At 63.3% G+C, this 20,769-nt stretch carries 16 protein-coding genes; 10 read left to right on the top strand and 6 right to left on the bottom strand.

Annotated features, from left to right (window positions below; genetic code table 11):
* Positions 1–19 precede the first annotated feature (19 nt).
* From B0T39_RS04665 to B0T39_RS04645, 5 genes are all read left to right on the top strand, one after another.
* On the top strand, positions 20–2,947 hold the full coding sequence (locus tag B0T39_RS04665; protein ID WP_081545028.1) for a type VI secretion system Vgr family protein: 2,928 nt from the start codon (positions 20–22) through the stop codon (positions 2,945–2,947).
* On the top strand, positions 2,940–4,865 hold the full coding sequence (locus B0T39_RS04660; protein WP_081545027.1) for a phospholipase D-like domain-containing protein: 1,926 nt from the start codon (positions 2,940–2,942) through the stop codon (positions 4,863–4,865). The genes B0T39_RS04665 and B0T39_RS04660 overlap by 8 nt, the downstream gene beginning before the upstream one ends.
* Positions 4,866–4,934: 69 nt before the next feature.
* Positions 4,935–5,891: an SEL1-like repeat protein gene (locus B0T39_RS04655; RefSeq protein ID WP_081545026.1), complete on the top strand. Its 957-nt coding sequence runs from the start codon at positions 4,935–4,937 to the stop codon at positions 5,889–5,891.
* On the top strand, positions 5,875–6,915 hold the full coding sequence (locus tag B0T39_RS04650; protein WP_081545025.1) for an SEL1-like repeat protein: 1,041 nt from the start codon (positions 5,875–5,877) through the stop codon (positions 6,913–6,915). The genes B0T39_RS04655 and B0T39_RS04650 overlap by 17 nt, the downstream gene beginning before the upstream one ends.
* Before the next feature lie 7 nt (positions 6,916–6,922).
* Positions 6,923–7,939, top strand: a complete 1,017-nt coding sequence (locus tag B0T39_RS04645) for an SEL1-like repeat protein (RefSeq protein ID WP_081545024.1) — start codon at positions 6,923–6,925, stop codon at positions 7,937–7,939.
* 117 nt (positions 7,940–8,056) lie between these two features.
* Here B0T39_RS04645 and B0T39_RS04640 read toward each other — a convergent pair whose 3' ends face one another.
* Positions 8,057–8,362 (bottom strand): hypothetical protein, encoded by a 306-nt coding sequence (locus B0T39_RS04640; protein ID WP_081545023.1) that lies wholly within the window; start codon positions 8,360–8,362, stop codon positions 8,057–8,059.
* Positions 8,363–9,356: 994 nt separating this feature from the next.
* On the opposite strand from B0T39_RS04640, the gene B0T39_RS04635 reads away from it, so the two are divergent.
* Together B0T39_RS04635 and B0T39_RS04630 are read left to right on the top strand one after the other, a co-directional pair.
* On the top strand, positions 9,357–9,737 hold the full coding sequence (locus tag B0T39_RS04635; RefSeq protein WP_081545022.1) for a DUF1484 family protein: 381 nt from the start codon (positions 9,357–9,359) through the stop codon (positions 9,735–9,737).
* Between the two features lie 17 nt (positions 9,738–9,754).
* A complete protein-coding gene (locus B0T39_RS04630) occupies positions 9,755–10,144 on the top strand; it encodes a hypothetical protein (RefSeq protein ID WP_081545021.1) in 390 nt (129 codons plus the stop codon).
* A 155-nt stretch (positions 10,145–10,299) separates the two neighbouring features.
* On the opposite strand, the gene tssA is transcribed toward B0T39_RS04630, so the two are convergent.
* Genes tssA through B0T39_RS04605 form a run of 5 tightly spaced genes read right to left on the bottom strand, consistent with a single transcriptional unit; the run spans position 10,300 to position 17,869 of the window.
* Positions 10,300–11,403, bottom strand: a complete 1,104-nt coding sequence (tssA, locus tag B0T39_RS04625; RefSeq protein WP_081545020.1) for a type VI secretion system protein TssA — start codon at positions 11,401–11,403, stop codon at positions 10,300–10,302.
* 31 nt (positions 11,404–11,434) lie between these two features.
* On the bottom strand, positions 11,435–15,286 hold the full coding sequence (locus B0T39_RS04620; protein WP_081545019.1) for a type VI secretion protein IcmF/TssM N-terminal domain-containing protein: 3,852 nt from the start codon (positions 15,284–15,286) through the stop codon (positions 11,435–11,437).
* Positions 15,283–16,047: a DotU family type IV/VI secretion system protein gene (locus B0T39_RS04615; RefSeq protein ID WP_081545018.1), complete on the bottom strand. Its 765-nt coding sequence runs from the start codon at positions 16,045–16,047 to the stop codon at positions 15,283–15,285. Before B0T39_RS04615 ends, B0T39_RS04620 begins: the two co-directional genes overlap by 4 nt.
* Positions 16,037–17,383 carry a type VI secretion system baseplate subunit TssK gene (tssK, locus tag B0T39_RS04610; protein ID WP_254894496.1) on the bottom strand — a complete coding sequence of 449 codons (1,347 nt, stop codon included), beginning with the start codon at positions 17,381–17,383 and terminating at the stop codon, positions 16,037–16,039. The genes B0T39_RS04615 and tssK overlap by 11 nt, the downstream gene beginning before the upstream one ends.
* Positions 17,384–17,407: 24 nt before the next feature.
* Positions 17,408–17,869, bottom strand: coding sequence for a type VI secretion protein (locus tag B0T39_RS04605; RefSeq protein ID WP_141111086.1), 462 nt, complete (start codon positions 17,867–17,869; stop codon positions 17,408–17,410).
* Between the two features lie 275 nt (positions 17,870–18,144).
* Here B0T39_RS04605 and tssB point away from each other — a divergent pair, with 275 nt between their 5' ends.
* The 3 genes from tssB (at position 18,145) to B0T39_RS04590 (ending at position 20,767) form a co-directional block, all read left to right on the top strand.
* Positions 18,145–18,690 (top strand): type VI secretion system contractile sheath small subunit, encoded by a 546-nt coding sequence (gene tssB / locus B0T39_RS04600; RefSeq protein ID WP_081545015.1) that lies wholly within the window; start codon positions 18,145–18,147, stop codon positions 18,688–18,690.
* 35 nt (positions 18,691–18,725) lie between these two features.
* Complete coding sequence (gene tssC / locus B0T39_RS04595; protein ID WP_081545014.1) at positions 18,726–20,204, top strand: type VI secretion system contractile sheath large subunit; 1,479 nt, start codon at positions 18,726–18,728, stop codon at positions 20,202–20,204.
* A gap of 65 nt (positions 20,205–20,269) precedes the next feature.
* Positions 20,270–20,767 carry an Hcp family type VI secretion system effector gene (locus B0T39_RS04590; RefSeq protein ID WP_048409970.1) on the top strand — a complete coding sequence of 166 codons (498 nt, stop codon included), beginning with the start codon at positions 20,270–20,272 and terminating at the stop codon, positions 20,765–20,767.
* The last annotated feature ends 2 nt before the right edge of the window (positions 20,768–20,769 follow it).

The raw sequence follows: 20,769 nt of genomic DNA, 5'->3' as shown, positions 1-20,769 counted from the left end.
TGCGTCAGGAAAAAAGCCCATGGACCTCAGCACCCTGCTCGCCAGCTTCGCCTCCGCCTTCAACCAAAACCAGCGCCTGCTCACCCTCAGCCTGGGCGACGGCAGCGTGGCGGCCGAGCAATTGCTGCCGCTGAGCCTGGCCGGCGAGGAAGGCGTGTCCCGGCCCTACGCCTACCAGCTCACCTGTCTGTCGCCGGACGGGGCCATCGAACTCAAGACCCTGCTCGGTCTGCCGGCCCGCATCGGCATCCTCGACGCCGCCGGCGCGGAGTCCTTGCGTTGCGGCGTGGTGTCCAAAGTGGAGAGCCTGGGATCCGACGGCGGCTTCAGCCGCTACCAGCTCACCATCGAGCCGCCGTTCGCGCTGCTGCGTCATCGCATAAGCTCGCGGGTGTTCCAGGACCTGTCGGTGCCGGACATCGTCAAACAGATACTGGCCGAGCATCAGCAGGCCAATCCGGTGTTCGCCCGGGTGCAGACGCTGGACTTCAAGACCGGCCCAGCCTCGCCGCGCAGCTACTGCCTGCAATACCGAGAATCCGATTACGACTTCATCGTGCGGCTGCTGCACGAAGAGGGTTATGCCTGGCGTTTCGATCACCTCGATGGCGAGGTACCACAAGTGCGGTTGGTCGCCTTCGACGACCCCTACAGCCTGCCGCCGGCCGGCGTCGAGCGCGTGCGTTTCCACCGCAGCGACGCCACCGAGGCCGAGGACGGCCTGACCGAATGGAACGCCCAGCGCCAGATCGTCCCCGGCGCGGTGGCGCTGGCCAGCTTCGACTACCAACCCGTCAGCACCCAGCACAGCGGCGACGACAGCCGCATTGATCAAGGCCAGAACGGCAAGGCGCTGCAGTCTTCTTTGCACGACTACGACCCGCAATCGCTGTACTACGCCGGCGACGCCGACCAGCTTAGCCACTACGCCCAACTGCGCCAGCAGGCGCATGACCTCAAGGCCAAGCAATTCAGCGGCGGCGGCTCGGTGCGCGGCCTGGCCGCCGGCCAATGGTTCCGACTGGACGACCACCCCGCCCACGACGGCGACAGCAGCGAACAGCGCGAATTCGTCGTCACCCGCCAAACCCTGAGCGCGCGCAACAACCTGCCGGCGGACCTCAAAGCGCTGGCAAAAGCAGAGGACGCCCAGCCCTTCCGCGCCGAGTTCGACGCCCAACGCCGCGGCGTGCCGCTGACCCCGGCCTACGCCCACACCGAGCTGGCCAAGCCCAAATCCCGCGGCGTGCAGACCGCCACCGTGGTGGGGCCGCAAGGAGAGGAAGTCCACACCGACCAACACGGCCGCATCAAAGTGCAATTCCACTGGCAGCGGCCGGATGAACACCCGAGCATCGGCGCCAACCTGGACGACACATCCTCCTGCTGGCTGCGGGTGGTGATGCCCAGCGCCGGCGCCGGCTGGGGCCACCAATTCATTCCGCGCATCGGCCAGGAAGTGCTGGTCGACTTCATCGAAGGCGACATCGACCGCCCGGTGATCACCGGCGTGCTCTACAACGGCAGCCACCCGCCGCCGGACTTCAGCGGCGCCGGCGCCTTGCCGGCCAACAAAACCCTGTCCGGCATCAAATCCAAGGAACACCAGGGCGGCCAGTACAACGAACTGCTGTTCGACGACACCCCCGGCGAAGTCAGAACCAAACTATCGAGCGAACCGGGCAAAACCCAGCTCAACCAGGGCTTCCTGACCCACCCGCGCAGCAACGGCAAGGCCGAGCCGCGCGGCGACGGCTTCGAACTCAGAACCGACCAGCACGGCGCCATCCGCGCCGGCCACGGCCTGCTGCTGAGCACCGAAGCGCAGAACGGGGCGTCCGGCAAACAGCTGGCGCGCGAACAGGCGCAAAGCCAGCTGGACGCGGCCTTGGGTCTGAGCCAGAGCCTGGGCGACACCGCCACTGGCCAGCAGGCGGACACCATGGAAACCGGGCCGGAAGAAATCGGCGCGGACAACGCCAAAGCCGCCAAGAAAACCGAAGGCCACCTGCAACACCAAGCCGCCGCCTTGAAAGCCTGGGAAGCCGGCTCCAACACCGACAAAGACGGCAAGACCGCAAAAGACCAGGCCGGCCAACAACCGCTGATCGTGCTGTCCGCGCCCGCCGGCATCGCCAGCCTGAGCCAGCAAAGCCAGACCGTGGCGGCGGGCACCAATCTGGACCTGGTGGCGCAGCGCGACACCAACCAGACCAGCGGCCGGCGCTGGCTCCATAACGTGGGCCAGCACATCAGCCTGTTCGTCACCGGGGTGAAGGACAAGGTGGCGCTGAAGCTGATCGCCGCCAAGGGCAAGGTGCAGATGCAGGCGCAGAGCGATAGCATCGAGGTGACCGCGGACAAGGATGTGACGGTGACGTCCTGCAAGGAAAGAATCACCGTGGCCGCCAAACAGGAGATCCTGCTCAACGTCAGCGGCGGCGCTTACATCCGCATCGCCGGCGGCAATATCGAACTGCATTGCCCCGGCAAGGTGTCGGTGAAAGGCGCCAGCCACCAGATGAGCGGGCCGGACCGGATGAATATCGCGCACCCGGCCTTCCCCAAGCACCTGCCCAAGTCCCCGCTGACGGTCCAGATCGACCAGGCAGGGCAAGGCGTGAACAGCAGTTGGGCCGGCATGCCCTTCACTCTGTACGCCGACGGCGCGGAGATGAAAAAAGACGTGCTGGACGACAGCGGCCGCCTGCATATCGACCACATGGCGCCCAACCAGAAATACCGGATCGAAATGGCCAATGGGGTCAAATACGATATCCCGGTGCCCAATGAATACAGCAACCCCAGCCAGGGCGAACCGGCCAATCTGGGTTTCCACGGCCACCAGGCCGGCAGCGCCGACGACGCCGGGCGCACCTCGCTGCTTGAGTCGGCGCGGGAGGATTTCCTGAGCCTGGCGAAAGGGAAAGGACGCAATCATGGCTGATGCAGGCAAGAACAAACCGATCAAAGTCCCGGTTGCGCAAAACCAGACCATGCGCTGCACCATCACCCCGCCGTGGTTTGTCGACAAATCGGAATACAACGTGCTGACCGCCAGTTTTCAGTCGCTGGTCAATGGCGAGCGCGCCTTCCGCGCTGTGCATCAGGCGATTGAAGCGGCCAAGAAATCGGTCTGCATCATCTGCTGGGGTTTCCAACCGTCGATGTATTTCATCCGCGACGGCAAATCACCTTGCATTGGCGAACTGCTCAGGCAGAAAGCCAAACAGGGGGTGAAGGTCAAAGTCCTGGGCTGGCGCATGGGGCCGGCCGGCAGCAATCTGGCCCAGTACGGCCCGGAGAACAACCAGCCTGGCGGCGGATTGTTCAGCAGCAGCCCCACCGCCACGCCGGAGCAGAGAAAATACGATCATTATTGGTACGGCAACTCGCAACACCTGATCGCCAACCCGCGCTTTGTCGGACGCGACTTCAGCCTGACCGAGCGGGCGGAAATTCTTTACCGCTCGCTGTTTCAAGCCACCGACACCCAGCTGAGAAAAACCACCAGCGCGGTTCAGGCCGCCACTGTCACCCATCACCAGAAAATGGTGCTGGTGGACTACGAAGACCCGCAGCGCGCTGTCGGCTTCGTGATGGGCCACAATATGTTGGACGAGTACTGGGATAAGGACGCGCACAGCTGCAAACGCTATCCGCCGCACCTGGGGCCAAATGGACACGGCCCGCGCCAGGACATTTCCAGCCGCGTGACCGGCCCCATCGTCGGCGATCTGTTCGCCAACTTCTGGCAAGCCTGGAAGAAGGAAACTGGGGAAACGCTGCCCAAGCCCGACTTCCGCGACTACCCCGCGCGCCCGGACAGCCAGAACCTGCCCATCCAGGGGCAAATCCTGCGCACCCAGGCGCAATACAATGTCCGCGACATCGAAAAGCTCTATCTGCAGGCGGTCAACAACGCCAGCTCCATGATCTACATCGAGAACCAGTATTTCCGCTGGCCGCCCTTGGCGGACAAGATCAAGGCCGCCGCCCAGACGCAAACCCGCTGCGGCCGCGATCCCGGCAAGCACGACTCGCTTTATCTCTTTGTGGTGACCAACTCCAGCGACGAAGGCATGGGCGACGGCACCGTCAAAACCTATGAAATGTTGGACAGCCTAGGCCGGGCGGAAACCATTCCCAACGTCGCCCGACTGGAGCGCGCGCAAGACCTGCAAACCCAGATGAACCGGACCGAGGTTGAAATCCGGCAAACCCAGCTGGAACGCAATATGCAGCTGATACCCAATGGCTACGCCAACAAAGCCAAGATCCAGGCGTATCAACAGCAAAAGCAGGCCTTGGAAGCCAAGCAGGCAGCGCTGGAAGCTCGCAAGCGGCAACTGGCCGCGCAAAAAGCGGCGCTAGGGAAAGCCGACGCCCCCATCCTGCCGGAAGAACGGCCGGGCCTGAAAGTGCATGTCTGCACCCTGGTGGCGCCGGATTCGGAACCCACCACGCCGGACAGCAAACGCGTCAGGATGAAATACCCGATGAGCGCGGAATCCTATACCGTGCCCGGCCGGGACTGGACACCGGTCTACATTCACAGCAAGCTGATGATCGTCAACGATACCTTCATGACGCTGGGCAGCGCCAACATCAACACCCGCAGCATGCAGGTGGACAGCGAACTGAATATCGCCCACCACCGGCCGGAGATCACCCCGGTATTGCGGCGGCAGCTGTGGAATATTCATACCAAGGGGCGCGGGGCGCAAGATAAGCCTGCAGAAGCGTTTAAAGAATGGAAAGATATAATCCGGGAGAATAAAAATGCAAAAGAAAAATGGCAATCCCCGGTTGCCTCACTAATTGAATTTTATCGCTTCAGCGCAGAACGAACTAATAAGGACTAAGTTGTGCGATGTTTTTTTCTATTAACTTTATGTCTATTTACTGCCGCTTGCGGTAACAAGGAGCGTACAGTGCCCACACTTGATCAGGTAAAAGCCAACCTGGCCTTTAGCTGTGTCTATGAAAAGGACCACTTGCCAACACTAAACTCCGATGCAGAGCAGCTCTACCTCTATGCGCGCTATGTACAAAAGAATAATCTGCTGAAGGACGATGTCAGTATCTACCCAGTACTGGAACGTTATTACCGCATGGCTACGGCTTACGGTCATTACAAGGCCAATCTGGAGTTGCGCCAAATGATAGCCAAGGGCCAAGCCTGGAGTGCCGATCCGGTAAAAGAAACCCTGGACTTGACCGAGGAGCTGATACGCCAAGGCGTGCCGGGTGGCTACTACGATATGGCCCGCTATCTTGATGCTGGCTATGGTTTAAAGAAAGACCCCGAGTTGGCCTTGCGTTATTATCGTAAGTCTGCAGACATGGGTAGTCCAGAGGGGCAATACTATGTAGCTGAGAAATTGGCTCCGCTTGATAAAGCACCCAACGTCGCACGTCAAATGAGAGAGTGTGCCGCACTTCAAGGACACTCCGAATCTGCAGGTATGCTTGGAACCGACTACAGAAGCGATAAAAAATTCAAGGAAGCTGTTGAATCTTTCCAATTAGCTGTTAAAGCTGGCGATGAAACAGCTGCATACATCTTAAGTAAAGCATTTGTAGCACAGTCTGGTAGTCGTGAGGATCTCAATTTAAAAAATGACCATGATCGAAACCAGCGTTATAAAGAAATTAGTGACATACTAGGCCGCTACTCCTATCTCCACCCCACCGTGCCTGAGTTAGACCAAATCGTCCCGCTGCCTCCGGCCAAGTTGCCGCCCTGGGATGGCAAGATTCAGTGGCTGAAAGATCACGAAGCCAATATCGCCCCGCCCAAGCCCAGCGAAGAACTGATGGAAACGCTGGCCAAGGCCAAAGGGCTGGACCCTAAAACTGGCAGACCGCTGGGTGCCGACGCTTCCTAAACGCGCAACGCTCTGGGCGCTGCTGCTCCTGTTGGCCGCCTGCGGCAACAAGCAGCGCGCCGTGCCCACGCTGGAGGGGATTGAGGCCAAGCTGGCTTTTAGCTGCGTCCATGAGAAAGAGCATCTACCAAAACTCAACCCCGATGCAGAGCGCCTCTACCTCTATGCGCGCTATGTGCAGAAGGACAATCTGTTGAAGGATGACACCAGCGTTTATCCGGCACTGGAACGCTATTACCGTATTGCCACGGCATATGGCCATTACAAGGCTAACCTGGAGTTGCGCCAGATGATAGCCAAGGGCCAGGCCTGGAGCGCCGATCCGGTAAAAGAAACCCTGGACTTGACCGAGGAGCTGATACGCCAAGGCGTGCCGGGTGGCTACTACGATATGGCCCGCTATCTTGATGCTGGCTACGGGGTGAAAAAAGGCCCAGAACTAGCCTTGCGTTATTATCGAAAGTCGGCGGATATGGGGAGCCCTGATGGGCAGTTTTACGTTGCGGAAAAACTGGCACCCCTGGATAAAGCACCCGATATTGCACGTCAAATGAGAAAATGTGCCGGTGAGCAAGGGCATGGGCAAGCGGCTGACATGCTTGGTCGCAACCTGAAAGGAAAGAAGATATACACCCAAGCTATCGAGGCATTCCAATTTGGTGTAAAGGGTGGTGATGAAACATCCGCATACACACTTGAAAAGGCTTTTCAGACAACTGATACAAAAAATCAAATTCACTTTTTAAATATTGAAAAGGATCTTGAGCGCAGCCGCCGTTACAAAGAAATCGGAGACATCCTTGGCCGTTACTCTTACTTGCACCCCTCCGTACCCGAGCTAGACCAAATCGTCCCGCTGCCTCCAGCCAAGTTGCCGCCCTGGGATGGCAAGATTCAATGGCTGAAAGATCACGAAGCTAATATCGCCCCGCCCAAGCCCAGCGAAGAACTGATGGAAACGCTGGCCAAGGCCAAAGGGCTGGACCCTAAAACTGGCAGGCCGCTGGGTGCCGACGCTTCCTAAACGCGCAATGCTCTGGGCGCTGCTGCTCCTGTTGGCCGCCTGCGGCAACAAGCAGCGCGCCGTGCCCACGCTTGATGAGGTAAAAGCCAACCTGGCCTTTAGCTGTGCCCATGAGAAAGAGCATTTACCAAAACGTAATCCCGATGCAGAACAGCTCTATCGCTATGCGCGCTATGTGCAAAAGAATAATCTGCTGAAGGATGATGTCAGTATCTACCCAGTACTGGAACGCTATTACCGCATCGCCACCGCTTATGGTCATGACAAGGCCAATCTGGAGTTGCGCCAGATGATAGGCAGGGCACAAGCCTGGAGTGCCGACCCAGTAAAAGAAACCCTGGACCTGACCGAGGAACTGATACGCCTAGGCGTGCCGGGTGGCTACTACGATATGGCTCGCTATCTTGATGCAGGCTACGGGGTAAGAAAAGATTCGGAATTGGCTTTACGCTACTACCGAAAAGCGGCAGACCTTGGCAGTCCTGACGGGCAGTACTATGTAGCGGAAAAGTTAGCTCCTCTTGATAAGGTTCCAGAGGTCGCACGACAGATGCGTCGCTGTGCCGCCGAGCAAGGCCACGGTAGAGCCGCAACGATGTTAGCTGTCGATTTAAGGGATGATCAACGCTATACAGATGCACTTGCCGCTCTTCAACTTGGAGTTCAAGCAGGAGACGAAGGCGCTGCTTCGCGCCTTGAGCACGGTTTCTCTGGCCCCTCGAAAGATAATGAGCTGTATTTCATGGACTTGGCTAAAGATTCTGAACGTAGCAGTCGTTACAAAGAAATTGGCGCTATCCTCGGCCGCTATTCCTACCTCCACCCCTCTGTACCCGAGTTAGACGAAATCGTCCCGCTGCCTCCAGCCAAGCTACCGCCCTGGGACGGCAAGATTCAGTGGCTGAAAGATCACGAAGCCAATATCGCCCCGCCCAAGCCCAGCGAAGAACTGATGGAAACGCTGGCCAAGGCCAAAGGGCTGGACCCTAAAACTGGCAGACCGCTGGGTGCCGACGCTTCCTAGAACGCGCATTTTGGCTTTGCTTCTAGGAGCTGGCAAACCGCGGAACATCCGCGCATTAGGACTAGGTGCTGGCTCGCGAATACGAGCGCTCACAGCTTGCCCCCAAGCCACGCCCTATTAATGAGGCAGGATGGTAAAAAATCCATGAGGATTGATCAGCAAGATCAACACAGCGCCCAGGGCAAAGCACCTCCACCATTGATCAATCAATATCCGCACACTTAAAACAGCCGCCGTATAAAAGCCCAGCACGGTGAGAGCATAGGCAATGTAGCGATACATCATGCCATCCATCATGCAGGAACCATCACCGCATGAATAATCCATTCTCGGCAAAAAATAGGCGTAATACGAAAGCAGCAGCGTGATAAAAAACACGATAACCGCGCTCGTGGCATATTTTCTTTGAGTCTCTGTTTGCATTTAATTTCTCGACAAGAAGATTTGATCAAACCCATCCGGATGACTGGCCTAGCCACCAAGCGGCCAGATTCTAGCTCAGCCCCCCACCCACGGTAAAAATGGAATGCCCGTTTGACCAGATAGCCTGCCGTCTGTCTATTTCATTGCGGGTAATGGGTAGAGTGCGGACCTAAGCCTATCGCTTGGCAAGCATTGCGTTTGTCACAAGCGCCCATACTCTCACGGCCAAGAGGCAGCGTCCAGATAGGCTTACTCGATGAAAATCAGGACGGCGGGCAGAGTATACCGTGGGGCGATAGCCCCTTCTTTTGAGCTAGCACAACGCGCTATAACAAGGGGAGGGAATAACAGCAAAAGAAACAACCATGACAGGTTGTTCTCATAAAACAATGCGCTTTATCGAACAATATACTTATTAAAATATTTCACATTAAAATTATTCAACAAAAAACACCAATGGCCATCCTGCTGTAGTCGGCATAGGGGTGGGTGGGACTAGCCGGGTAGTTTATAGAGGGCTGAGTCGTGCTGCTCGGGCGGGCAATAATGACTCAGCCTGTGCTAGCTCGAAAGCCGCCATTGCCCCTCGTCTTCATTGCCTGCCTTGACGTCCTAGCTATTGGAGAAAGGCTGATCCAGCGTGAAATCTTTGCAAAGCGGATGGGCGCACTCAGCCAAGCACCAGGCAGACAAGCTCCCCACTCCACCTCCCCCAGCTTGACGCCCGCCGCCAGCCTGTTTAGGCTTTGCTCCGCGCCGTGCTCAATCACGCGGCGCAGGGTTTGCAAGCCCATAAATTAGTTCTATAGCAGACAAATCAGTTCGCTTTTGGCGCTGTTACGTCTGCTGCCACGCCGTACCCATTCGGGGCGGGCCGTGGCAGGGAGCCTCTCGGGGCTACCGGTCGTTATAGAACTAGCCGGTCTTGCAACCTTGTCATGTGCCTGCCCTAGCCTCGCCTGGGCAGGTTTCCAAAGCTGACATGGAGACCGTGATGACCTTCTCTACCTTTCCCCCCGCCATGCCGCCGCCCGCCTGTCCCCACTACGCAGGCCAAGCCGCCACGCCCGCCACTGTGCCGGTGATGGAGCAGCTGCACCTTTGTTCCCAGCGCTTGCCCGCCGCCGCCGGCGATGTGACGCTGCTGGGCGAATTGGGCCAGCAGTTGAACCATTGCTATATCGAACTGGACACCGCCCTGCTGCGCGGCGTGATGGACATGCGCGCCGCCCACACCGGGCTTTTAGCCTTGCTGACTTTGCTGGAACGACGCGACGAGCCGCTGCTGTTCAGCAGCGAAGAAGCCTTGGCCTTGCTGGAGCCGATACAGCAGCGCTTGAAACAAGGCTTGGATCACTTCAACCACCTGCTGTGATTCCGGGGAGCATTGCCATGATGAAACTGCTGATCCAGCACAACCAGGCCCTTAAGCGAGCCGCCCGTTTGATCATTGCTTATGAGATGCGGCTGGGGGTGATTTCTCTGGCGGACAAGAACCCACTCCACCCGGCCAACACCGAAGACATCCATCAGGAAATCAAGCAGGCGTTGACGGCTTTCCATCATTGGCGCAAATGGCGGGGCGAGAATGAGCCTGCCCGCGCCGTCCTGTTGCAGATGTGGGCGTCCGGGAAATGGACCAACCGCGACACCTGTGTGCGGCAGTGTTATCGCCTGGCGGGGTTCAACAATATGGTCACCGCCCGCCAGGCGCTGGTGGGCGCGCCGCCGCCGGAACCTTTAGCCATCCAGAGGCAACGCGCCATGTGGGCGAAGCCTTAGAGCCTGTTCAATGCCCGCTGCGCGTCGTGAAGGGAGACACGGCGAGTACACCTTCGAAATGCTCATGTACCGTATGTACAGTCCGCTTTTTCGCTCGTTTTCGCCTTGTCTCGTCATAGCTCGCAAGATCGTAAACACGTTTTTACTTAGCGGCTCTACGGCAACACCCCCAGCAGGGACCACAGCCGCCGCGCCTCGGCGTCGCTGTCTATCAGCTCCGCCAGCAATTCCCGCAACGGCTTGTCTCCCCACTCCACCGCGCGGTAGATCAGATAGGGCACCGGGCTGTGCGGTTCGGTGCGCGCCAGGTAGTCGGCGATGCCGCGCAGCTGACGGTAAGCGTCTTCCCGCCCCTGCGGCTCGCGCTGGGTGAACATCGGCGCGGCCGCAACGGGCGGCGGCGCGCTGTTGCCGGCTTCGACGGCGGCCGGCGGCGCGGCGGTTTCGGCGTGGTCGACGGCCGCGCTCTCCGGCTCCGGCAAGGCGCCGGGGTGCAGAACGGCCAGTTCCTGCAAGGCCTGCGCCGCCTGCTCCAGCGCCTGGTTCAGCGGCGCGTAGGACGGCGCGTCCGCGCCCATGCGTTCGTCGCACCAGGCCTGCAGCCGCGCCAGCCATTGCCGGCTGCGCGCCAGCGCGCCGCGGCTATCTTCCAGCACAGCCGGCGGCAGCGCGCGCACCCAGTCGTTCAGCTTCTGCTGCTCGTGGCGCGCCTGCTCGCGCTCCAGCTTGCCCTCGTCGCCGCCGGCCAGCAGCCGGCGGTTCAGGTCCTGCCATTGCCGCAGGGTCAGCGGCTGCCGCTCCTGCGGCGGCGGCGCGTCCAGCAGCGGCACTTGGGCCGCCAGCGTGGCGGCGTAGGTCTTGGCCAGCCATTCCAGCGGGCCGGTGCGAAAGCTCAGATCGCCTTGCTGCGGCAAGGGATGCAGGCTGTCCCAAAACTGTTCGCAACACTGCGCGCTCAGCGCCAGCGCCGCCTCCAGGCCGGGCAAGCCCAACAGGTGCAGCCAGGATTCGCCCAGCCAGGCGGCCACCATCAAATCCTTGCTGCGCTCGGCCAAGAGCGCGGAGGCGACGCGCTCCACGCCGGGCCAGTCCGCCCGCTTCAAATCGCTTTCCCAGATGCCGGCGGGCAGGCTGGGGTCGTCCTCGCGCCGCAGTTCGCGCAGTTGGTCGTATTCCGGCGCGTAGCGCAGCGATTCGCCGCCGGCGCTGTCCGCGGCGATGGGTTGCAACAGGGTATCCAGACGCAAGGTGGCGCTCATGGCCGTTTCCTCGTGGTGTTCAAAGCGCGCATCAGCTGCCCTCTATCGCGGCCAGCCGCGGGTTGGCGGCGGCGCGGAACGGCGACGGCGGCGCGGTGTAAGGCAGGCTGGCTACGGACAGGCCGCTCTTGCCGCCCGGCGCTTGCAGCGTCAGCCGCAAAAACATCTGCGCGTTGCCGCTGCCTTGCAGCGCCGGGTTGCCCACCGGCAGCGCCAGCATCAGGCCCACGTCGTTGAAACCGTCCGCGTTGTTGACCCGCAGCGGTGAGTTGTTCTCGCGCAGCAAACGCAGCAAACCCCATTGACCACCGTAGTTCCAGCTGGCCAGCCGGTCGAACACGGTCAACCCGCTTTGCGTTGAATCCTCCTCCGGCGCCTGCTGCGACTCCTTGGCCCAGCGCAGGGTCGCCGTCACCGGCTGACCGATGTTCCAGTGCAGGCGCTGGCCATCGCCGCCGGGGTAACGCAGGCGCTGGCCGCCGCTGGCCAGCGTCCATTCGATCACCTGGTCCGCCGCCTGTTCGTGTTCGCGGTCGGTGCGCCAGCGCACTTCCACGTCCACGCCCTGCCACGGCCCGCCGCCCTCGCGGGCGAACATAGGGCCCAGCCAGCCTCGCGCCGCCTTGGCCGCGTCCAGGAAGCGCCGCGCCGCCTGGGCCTGACCGGATTTGAGGTCCTGCAGGCCCGCGGCGGCCAATCCGCCGCTGTCGTCCATCAGCCGCATGAATTCCGCCACCCGCTCCGGCGCGGCGTCCGGCGCGCCCAGCTTGGCGGCGAAGGGAAAGCGGTTGGCCAGATATTGATTGAAGAAGGCGCTCAGCTTCTGGTAGGCGGCCGCCCCCGCCTGGGTCCGCAACGCGCCGCAGCGGTCGCTGGCCAGGCTGACCAGGGTCTGGGCGCGGTCGGAGAAGACGTTGCCGGCGGCCGGCAGTTCCACCTGGTCCAGCACCGCGCGGCAATTAGCCACGTCCATCTCGTTGAAATCCTTGACGATCATGGTTTCCAGCACTGCCGGCGCGCTGTTTGCGGCTTTTTCCTTGTAGTGGCGCAGTTCGATCGCGGCGTTTTGCCAACGTTGCTGCAACTGCTGATCGCTGACCGACATCGAGGACTTGTGCGAGGCCAGCCAGCTCAGCGCCGGCGCCTGGGCCTGGGTCAGATTGCCCACCAGCTCCAGCTGAGCGCCCAGGTATTGCTGCAGCTCGCGCGCGCCGCCGGCGCGGAAGGCGCGGGCGCCGGCGTTGCGCGAACCGTCCCACCAGCGGAAGCTGCCCTGCAGCGGCTGATACACCCCTAGCCCTTGCAGGCTGCGTTCCGCGTGGCGCAAAGATTGCAGCGCGCGCCGGTCCATCTCGCGCAGCACCCTGTCGCGGAAAGCGGGTTGGGCCAGTTCGTCCAACGCCGCCAACACCGGGGTGGCCGCCTTGGCCTGTGCGTCGAAGGCGTTGCCCTCATCAATGGAGCCGCCGTTCAGGCCAACCGACGGCTCGGCGCGGCGGCCGCTCAGGGCGGCCCACATCGCCCGCGCCGCGCTGTCCTGCAAGGCGCGCTCCAGGCCCTTGCGGTAGGCCGGCGGCATCTGGCCGGCGCTGCCGGCCACGTATTTCTGGTAGCCGTCGTAATGGCGTAGCGACGCCGCCATCGCCTCCGCGTCCATATTCGCCAGCCCGCCCGCCGTCGGGCCGCTCTCGCCTTGCGCCCGCGCGCTGGCGACGAAGTCCTGTTTCAAGAGCGAGGCCAGGGTCACGTTCAGCTTGAGCACCTGGTCCTGCAGCTCCAGTCCGCCGGACGGCCCTTGCGCCAGCAGCGCCGAAGTCGCCCCCACGCCGCCCAGCCAGCGCTTGCGGAACTCCTGGCGCGCCACCGCGGAGTAGTCCGCCACCCGCGCCACCGCGTCGCGGCCTATCAGGCTGGATCGGCGCGCGCCGTCCAGCATCGCGCTGTAGCCGGGCACCAGGTCCTGGCCGGCGGCGCGGCTCCAGGCGCTGTTGGTGGCGTTGACCAAGCTTTGCAGCAGGCCGATGTGACCGGCCACGCTGTCCAGTTCCGGCAAGGAGTTGCCCTGACCAGACTCCAGCATCAGCAGCTGTTTCTGCAATTGCTGGGCGGTGAGGTCGAAGGTCTGGTTGGTGTAGAGCTGGCCGAGCCAGGCTTGCATTAGCGCGCTGAAGTGATCGCCTACTTGCGGGCGGATCTTGGCAAGGTCGATGGGCGCGGCCACCAGTTGATCGCTGGACAGCAGGATGCGGCGCAGATTGTCGCGCTGGGCGTTCTGCGGCGCGCGCAGGCTGAGGCCGAACAGGCCGTTGGCCAGCTCCGCCGCCTCGTCCAGCGTGGTGTTGCCGTCGTTCACCGCGTGGTTGAACTGGTTGACGCGCTGTTCCAGCTTGACCGCGTCGCCGGTCAATTGCCGCGCCAGCAAGTAGGCCGGCCATTTTTCCGGCGCGGCGGTATCGTCGCTGACGCTGTCCACGCCGGCTTCGCCCAGCCGCCGCAGTTGTTCGGCGTCGCGTAGCAGCCGCTGTTGCAAGGGCAGCATCACCGAGCGGCGCAACGCGTATTCGATGGTTTCGTCGATGCGGCCGTCCACCGGGGACATCAGCGAGGTGGGCAGCAGCAAGGTGCCGAAACGGCGCGACGGCGCGTCCTTGAGCGCGCGCCAGAAGGCGGCGACGCTTTGCCGCGCCGCGGCGTCGTTGCCCAGCTCCGGCCGCGGCCCGCCGCGGTCCAACTGCAGAATGCGTAGTTGGCGGCCCAGGGCGTCGGCGTCGTCGGTGGCCGCGTGCCAGTACCAACTGATACCGGCCAGCCACAGGGCGGCGAACAAGCCCATGCCGAGCAGGGTCCAGCGATGCCAGCGCTGGCGCAGCCGCAAGATGCGCGGCACCGGCTGGGCCAGGCCCTGCTCCGCCAGCACGCGCTGACGCAGTAGCCGGCCGGCGAACAGAGGCAGCGCCGGCGGCGCGGCGGTGTCTTCCAGATCGCCTTCCGGCGCGGCCTGGGCGCCGGTGAAATAGATGCCGCGCAATTGCGGCGCCTCGCCCAGCGCGTTGCCGCGGAACACCGGGTCGCACAAGGCTTGCAAATTGGCCCGCACCGCCTCGAAGCTGCGCGGCAGCAGGTACAAATCCGTGGACATCCCGCCTTGCAGGGCGCCGAATTCGGCGATGGTTTCGCTCAGCGTCAGCCGCAGCCGCGTCAAGGCCTGTTCTATCCAGTCGGATTGATAGGCGGCGCTGGCGGCGTAGGGCGAGGACCAGCCCAGCATCGCGTCGCGCGCTTCGCGCGGCAGCGCCTGCGCCAGCTCCAGGAAACCCGGCGCCTGCTCGGTTTCGGTCACCACCAGATAGATGGGCAGGCTCAGGCCCAGCCGTCTTTGCAGATCGGCAAACTTCTTGGCGGCGGCCAGGCCGGCGCTCACCGCCAGGTGCTCGCTCCACAGCTGGCTGGCGGACACGGTCCAGATCAGCGCGTCCAGCGGCCGAGCGGCGCGGCTGCGCAACAGCACGCCCAAGAGCCGCCGCCAGGCGGACAGCGGCGCCAACGCGCCTTCCGGATGGCTGAACATATCGTCCGGGATCACCAGCACCGCGCCGTCCCCGCCGTACCACCAGCGGCCGAACCAATTGGCCTCGCCCTCGCTTTTCAGCTGCAGCGAGGCGCACAGCGCCTCCACATTGCGCACCCGGTCTCCCACCGCCAGCACCCAGGGGGTCTGGTAGCGGTCTTCCGCGCCGATCTCGCGCTCGAAACGGCGCACCGAGCCGCGGAAGCTGCGCCGCGCCGGATCGGCCTCGCGCCGCAACCACCAGATCAACGCCGCCAAGGCCAACAGGATCAACAGGGTCAGCAATACAATGCCCACTATGGTCTGTATCGTCATTTGCTTTGCCCGTCCCCGTCCGCCCCGCGGTACAGCATGGGCTCCACTCTCGATACGATGTCATGCCAAAACGCGTGCCCCACCACCGACATGCCCACCAGGATGGCCGCCACGCCCAGCGCCAGCCGGAAGCCGTCCGGCAGCATGCGCCGCACCGTCAGCCGCAGCGGCGGCACATTGCTGCTGCGCTCCAGCGCCGGCGCCAGGCCGCGGAGGTCGGCGTCGCGCTGGTAGGCGAAGGCGAACAGCTCGCGCCGCCATTCCTCGTGCTGGGCCAGGCCGCCCGGCCCGCGCAGCCGGCCGTAAAAGCCCAGGGTCAGCGTTTGCAGGCAGACGTTGGCCAGGTCGCGCCCGGCCGGGTCGCGCTCGCGCAAGACCCGCTCTATCAACGCCGGCACCTTGTCGCCGGCGGCGCGGCTGCCGAACAGCCGCTGCTCCAGCGGCGTGGCCTGCCACAGGCTCTGCCCCGGCCAGTCCTCGAACAGCAGGCGCTCGTCTATCAGGGCGACAAACAGATACTGCAAGGCCTCAATCTGGCTTTGCCCGGCCGCGCCCACGCGCGCGCCGGCGGCGCGGCTCAAGCGCCGCGCCAGCAGCCCGCCCTGCTCGGCCGCCAGTTCGGCGGCGGTTTCGGCTTTGTGGCCGCCGCCGGCCAATTCCCGGAATACTTGCAGCCATTCGGCGTAGGCGTCTTCAAAAGTGGCGCTCAGCGGCGCTTGCGCCAGCGCCCCCAGCGGCTGGGACAGCGCGCTATCCAGCATGGCGTTCTCCATCGGCCTCGTCGCGCGGATCGGCGACGAAAAGCAGCGCCTCCCACGGCTCCAGCGCCGCGCCGCCGGCCGGCAGCGTCATCCGCAGCGGCAGCTCCGGATGCAGCCAGTCCCCGCTGGCCAGCAAGGCGAACAGCCGGGTGTCGTCGCCCACGCTGTACGCCACTTGCTCCGCGCGGTCCAAGGGCTGGAAGGACAAGCCGCGCATGCGCTGGCGCGCCAGCGTGGCCACGTGCGGTTCCGAGGCGATGATGGCCTGGCCCAGCCATTGCTGGGCGGCGGAGTCCGGCGCGCCGCCGGGCATGCGCAGACCAACGATCAAGCGCCCGCTATCGCGCGCGGCCTCCGGCAGCGAAATCCAGAAGCCTTCCTCGTCGCGGTTGAACGGCAGGCTGCGATAGCCTGCGCGCACCCGGTCTAGCGCGGCGGACAGCCAGTTCAGCAGCGGCTCGTAGCTGGCCAGCAATTCCTGGTAATTGAAAGCGGGGAACACCGGCGCGCCGGCGCCCGGGTCCAGCGCGGTCAGCGAGCCGGCCATGCCGGCCAGCAAGCCGAACAGGGCGGCGGGATGGGCGGCGCGGCTGCCCAGCGCGGCCTCCACTTCCGGCAGCCGCGCCCACAGCGCCGCCAGTTGGCGGCGGATTTCGTCGATATCGTCGTCCTTGCCGGCTTCCTTGGCCTGGCGCAGACGTCCGCTCAGGAACACGCACTTCTCGCGCGCCTTGGCGCACAACGCCGCCACCTTGCGCCCCAGCAAGCTGTCCGGCAGCAGCCGCGGCGACGGCGGCGCGTAGGCGCGGCGGGAAAAGCCGCCGCCCTGCTGGGCGATGCGCAACAGCGGCAAGCAGATCATGTCGGCGCGTTCGGCCTCGGTGACCAGGCGGATGTCCGGCCGCCACAGCGTCAGGCTGGCCGGGTTCTCCCCGCTGCTCAAATCCGGCACCGCCTCGCTGTTTTCCGAGCGGAAACGCCCGGCGGCCGGGTCCAGCCGGCCGGCGCGCCACAAGGGCGGCAGCGCCAGATAGACCGTCACTGTGCGGCCCGGCGCCTCCGCCGCGGCGGCCGTCACGTCGCAGCTGAGCGCCACGCCGTCGCCGGCGTCGAAGCGCAGCGGCAGGCCGTCCGGCAACACCGCCTCCAGCGCGGATACCCGCGCCACGCCGCCGGCCAGCGCCGCCTCGTCCAGCTCCAGCTCCAACACCCCCCAATACAGCGGCTGGGCCGCCGCCGCCAGCGCCGCGGACACTCCGTCCGCCCTCAGCGCCTGCCATTGAAAATGCTGGGGCAGCAACTGCATCCCCTCGTACCAACACACTGCCTGTGGCACTGCTTTCAAACCGTTCTCCCCCCGCTACGGCTCCATCAGCCGCATATTCTTGCTTTCAAAACGCAGCCAGACCTTCTTGCGCGTATCCAGGCTCAGCCGGTGCATGCCCGGCCCGGTGTAGCCGGCGTACACCAGCAGGCCGGCCGCGGATTCGCCGCGTATCGGCACATCCTCGGTTTCCAGGTGCTGGCCCGGCACCAGCTCCAGCTCCCACACCTTGAGATCCGCCGGGTAGTCGCGCAGCAACTGCTCGCGCTGTTCAAACCACTTGGCCGCCGGCAGCCCCAGCAACAGCTTGTGCAGCTCCGGGTCCTTAACCGCGACGAAATCCACCGCCAGCGGCGTGTCGTCGTTGGCCATGCTGACCACGTCCAGCGTGGCCGTCTGCAATTTGACCGAAGGGCCGAAGCCCAGCGACGAGCAGCCCCCCACGCCCAGCGCCAAACAGCAGAACAGCCCGGCCAGATACCCGTTGCGCATCCGCATCACCCCAACGCCGTTATCCATTGCAAATAATATTGGCAAAAAAACGCCGACAGTTCTATAGGAATTGTTAAGCCATGGTCATTGAAAAATGCAATTTGCAAGCATTTGTCAGCAAAAAGGACTTCCATGCAGCGGCTTTAGCCGGCTTCAATGGAAAAGAGCGACCAGGCCCGGCCGGGCAACAATGGTCTGACAATCATGCAATCACGCCAAAGCGGATCGGATACGCGGCCCGCCGCCGGCGTCGTTAGCTTCCCAACCGATCGAGGTCTGTTATGGCAGAGAGCACACAGCACAAGCTGGACCGGATTCGTCCGCCGCGCGTGCAAATCACGTATGACGTGGAAATCGGCAACGCCCTGGAAAAACGGGAGCTGCCGCTAGTGGTAGGCATCATGGCGGACCTGGCCGGCAAGCAGGAGCAGCCGCTGCCCAAGCTGAGCGAGCGCCGCTTCGTGGAGATAGACCGCGACAACTTCAACGCCGTGCTGGCCTCGCTGACGCCGCGCGTCACCGCCCAAGTGGACAACGCGCTGTCCGACGACGGCAGCAAGCTCAACGTGGAGCTGAAGTTCAATCACTTCGACGACTTCGACCCGGTCAACATCGTCAAGCAAGTCACCCCGCTGCGCCGGCTGTACGAGGCGCGCCAAAAACTGCGCGACCTGCTGACCAAGCTGGACGGCAACGACGAATTGGACAAGCTCTTGCAGGACGTGGTGGCCAACACCGAGGAACTGCAAAAGATCAAGAGCGCCCGCCCGGAAGCCCCGGCCGCCGCGGAAGCCGCGCCGGCGCCGGACGCGCCGCCGGCCGCCTGACGCCCCGCCCGACCCCCTGATACCGGAGACATCTCATGGCTAAGACCCAAGCCGAAGCGCCCAGCGGCGACGCCGCCTCGCTGTCGCTGCTGGACCGCATCATCCAGGAAGGCCGCATGGCCCACGACGACATCCAGCAGGAGTACGCCAAGGACCTGCTGTCCGAATTCGCCACCCAGGTGTTGGACGAAGGCATGGCCATCGACAAAGACACCGTGGCCATGATCAACCACCGCATCGCCATCATCGACCAATTGCTGAGCAAGCAGCTCAACAACATCCTGCACCACCCGGACGTGCAGAAGATGGAAGCCTCCTGGCGCGGCCTGCACTTCCTGGTGATGAACACCGAAACCAGCAGCCGCCTGAAGCTGCGCCTGCTCAACGCCACCAAGGACGAGCTGCAGAACGACCTGGAAAAGGCGGTGGAATTCGACCAGAGCGCGCTGTTCAAGAAGATTTACGAGGAAGAATACGGCACCTTCGGCGGCCACCCCATCAGCCTGCTGATCGGCGATTACGAGTTTGGCCGCCATCCGCAGGACGTGGCGCTGCTGGAGAAACTGTCCAATGTGGCCGCCGCCGCGCACGCGCCGCTGATCTCCGCCGCCAGTCCGCGCCTGTTCGACATGAGCAGCTTCACCGAACTAGCGGTGCCGCGCGACCTGTCCAAGGCCTTTGAAAGCGCCGAGCTGATCAAGTGGCGCTCCTTCCGCGCCAGTGAAGACTCCCGCTACGTCAGCCTGGTGCTGCCGCACATCCTGCTGCGCCTGCCCTACGGCCCGGACACCAAGCCCACCGAAGGCATGAACTACGTGGAAGACGTCAACGGCACCGACCACGGCAAATACCTGTGGGGCAACGCCGCCTACGCGCTGGGCCAGCGCATCACCGACGCCTTCGCCAAATACGGCTGGTGCGCGGCCATCCGCGGCGTGGAAGGCGGCGGCGCGGTGGAAGGCCTGCCGGCCCACACCTTCGGCACCGTTTCCGGCGACATCGCGCTCAAATGCCCCACCGAGATCGCCATCACCGACCGCCGCGAGAAAGAACTGGACGGCCTGGGCTTCATCGCGCTGTGTCACAAGAAAAACACCGATCTGGCGGTGTTCTTCGGCGGCCAGAGCGCCAACCAGCCCAAGGTCTACAACACCAACGCCGCCAACGCCAACGCCCGCATCTCCGCGATGCTGCCCTATGTGCTGGCCGCCTCGCGCTTCGCCCACTACATCAAGGTGATCATGCGCGACAAGATCGGCAGCTTCCTGACCCGCGACAACGTGGAAACCTATCTGAACAACTGGATAGCGGACTACGTGCTGGTCAACGACAACGCGCCGCAGGAAGTGAAGGCCCAGTACCCGCTGCGCGAAGCGCGGGTGGACGTGACCGAAGTGCCGGGCAAGCCCGGCGCCTACCGCGCCACCGTCTTCCTGCGCCCGCACTTCCAGCTGGAAGAACTGACCGCGTCCATCCGCCTGGTGGCGGAGCTGCCGCCGCCGGCCGCCGCCTGACGCCACACCGAGGGCCCGCCGCGCGGCGGGCCCTATACGTCTGATAACACGGAGAACACATAGCAATGGACGCCATCATTCTGGACCTGGGCAGCGACATCAAGGGCGAGTGCAAGCTGGAAGGCTACACCGACAAGATCGAAGTGCTGTCCTACAGCCACAACGTGGCCATGCAGGTGACCAACGACGTCAGCAACACCGAACGCACCTCCGGCAAGCCGCATATCGGCGAATTCAGCCTGACCAAGTTCACCGACAAATCCACGCCGGAACTCAACGCCTACTGCTGCCAGGGCAAGAACATCCCCGAGGTCAAGATCACCATAGGCCGCAACGCGGCGGACAGCAGCGGCAAGGTGCTGCCCTACATCGTCTACACCCTGACCAACGCCATCCTGTCCAATGTCAGCGTCAGCGGCGGCACCGGCGGCAAGCCGGTGGAAAACCTCTCGCTCAACTTCACCAAGATCAAGTGGGAGCTGACCACCCAGAAAGACACCGGCGCCAAGGACGGCAACGCCGCCGCGGTGTGGGACCTGGCCGCCAACAAGTACTCCAAGTAAAC

Origin of the sequence: Chromobacterium haemolyticum, assembly GCF_002081825.1 — a bacterium.
Taxonomy (GTDB): Bacteria; Pseudomonadota; Gammaproteobacteria; order Burkholderiales; family Chromobacteriaceae; genus Chromobacterium; species Chromobacterium fluminis.
Note: the sequence above shows the minus strand (reverse complement) of the source record. Positions and strands in the feature narration are given on the sequence as shown.

Bases quoted from the DNA above. Each gene is read 5' to 3' on its own strand.
- B0T39_RS04645 (WP_081545024.1), top strand. From the start codon at position 6,923: ATGCTCTGGGCGCTGCTGCTCCTGTTGGCCGCCTGCGGCAACAAGCAG.
- B0T39_RS04620 (WP_081545019.1), bottom strand. From the start codon at position 15,286: ATGACGATACAGACCATAGTGGGCATTGTATTGCTGACCCTGTTGATC.
- tssA (WP_081545020.1), bottom strand. From the start codon at position 11,403: ATGAGCGCCACCTTGCGTCTGGATACCCTGTTGCAACCCATCGCCGCG.
- tssC (WP_081545014.1), top strand. From the start codon at position 18,726: ATGGCTAAGACCCAAGCCGAAGCGCCCAGCGGCGACGCCGCCTCGCTG.
- B0T39_RS04615 (WP_081545018.1), bottom strand. From the start codon at position 16,047: ATGCTGGATAGCGCGCTGTCCCAGCCGCTGGGGGCGCTGGCGCAAGCG.
- B0T39_RS04605 (WP_141111086.1), bottom strand. From the start codon at position 17,869: ATGCGGATGCGCAACGGGTATCTGGCCGGGCTGTTCTGCTGTTTGGCG.
- tssB (WP_081545015.1), top strand. From the start codon at position 18,145: ATGGCAGAGAGCACACAGCACAAGCTGGACCGGATTCGTCCGCCGCGC.
- B0T39_RS04630 (WP_081545021.1), top strand. From the start codon at position 9,755: ATGATGAAACTGCTGATCCAGCACAACCAGGCCCTTAAGCGAGCCGCC.
- B0T39_RS04665 (WP_081545028.1), top strand. From the start codon at position 20: ATGGACCTCAGCACCCTGCTCGCCAGCTTCGCCTCCGCCTTCAACCAA.
- B0T39_RS04590 (WP_048409970.1), top strand. From the start codon at position 20,270: ATGGACGCCATCATTCTGGACCTGGGCAGCGACATCAAGGGCGAGTGC.
- B0T39_RS04660 (WP_081545027.1), top strand. From the start codon at position 2,940: ATGGCTGATGCAGGCAAGAACAAACCGATCAAAGTCCCGGTTGCGCAA.
- B0T39_RS04640 (WP_081545023.1), bottom strand. From the start codon at position 8,362: ATGCAAACAGAGACTCAAAGAAAATATGCCACGAGCGCGGTTATCGTG.
- B0T39_RS04635 (WP_081545022.1), top strand. From the start codon at position 9,357: ATGACCTTCTCTACCTTTCCCCCCGCCATGCCGCCGCCCGCCTGTCCC.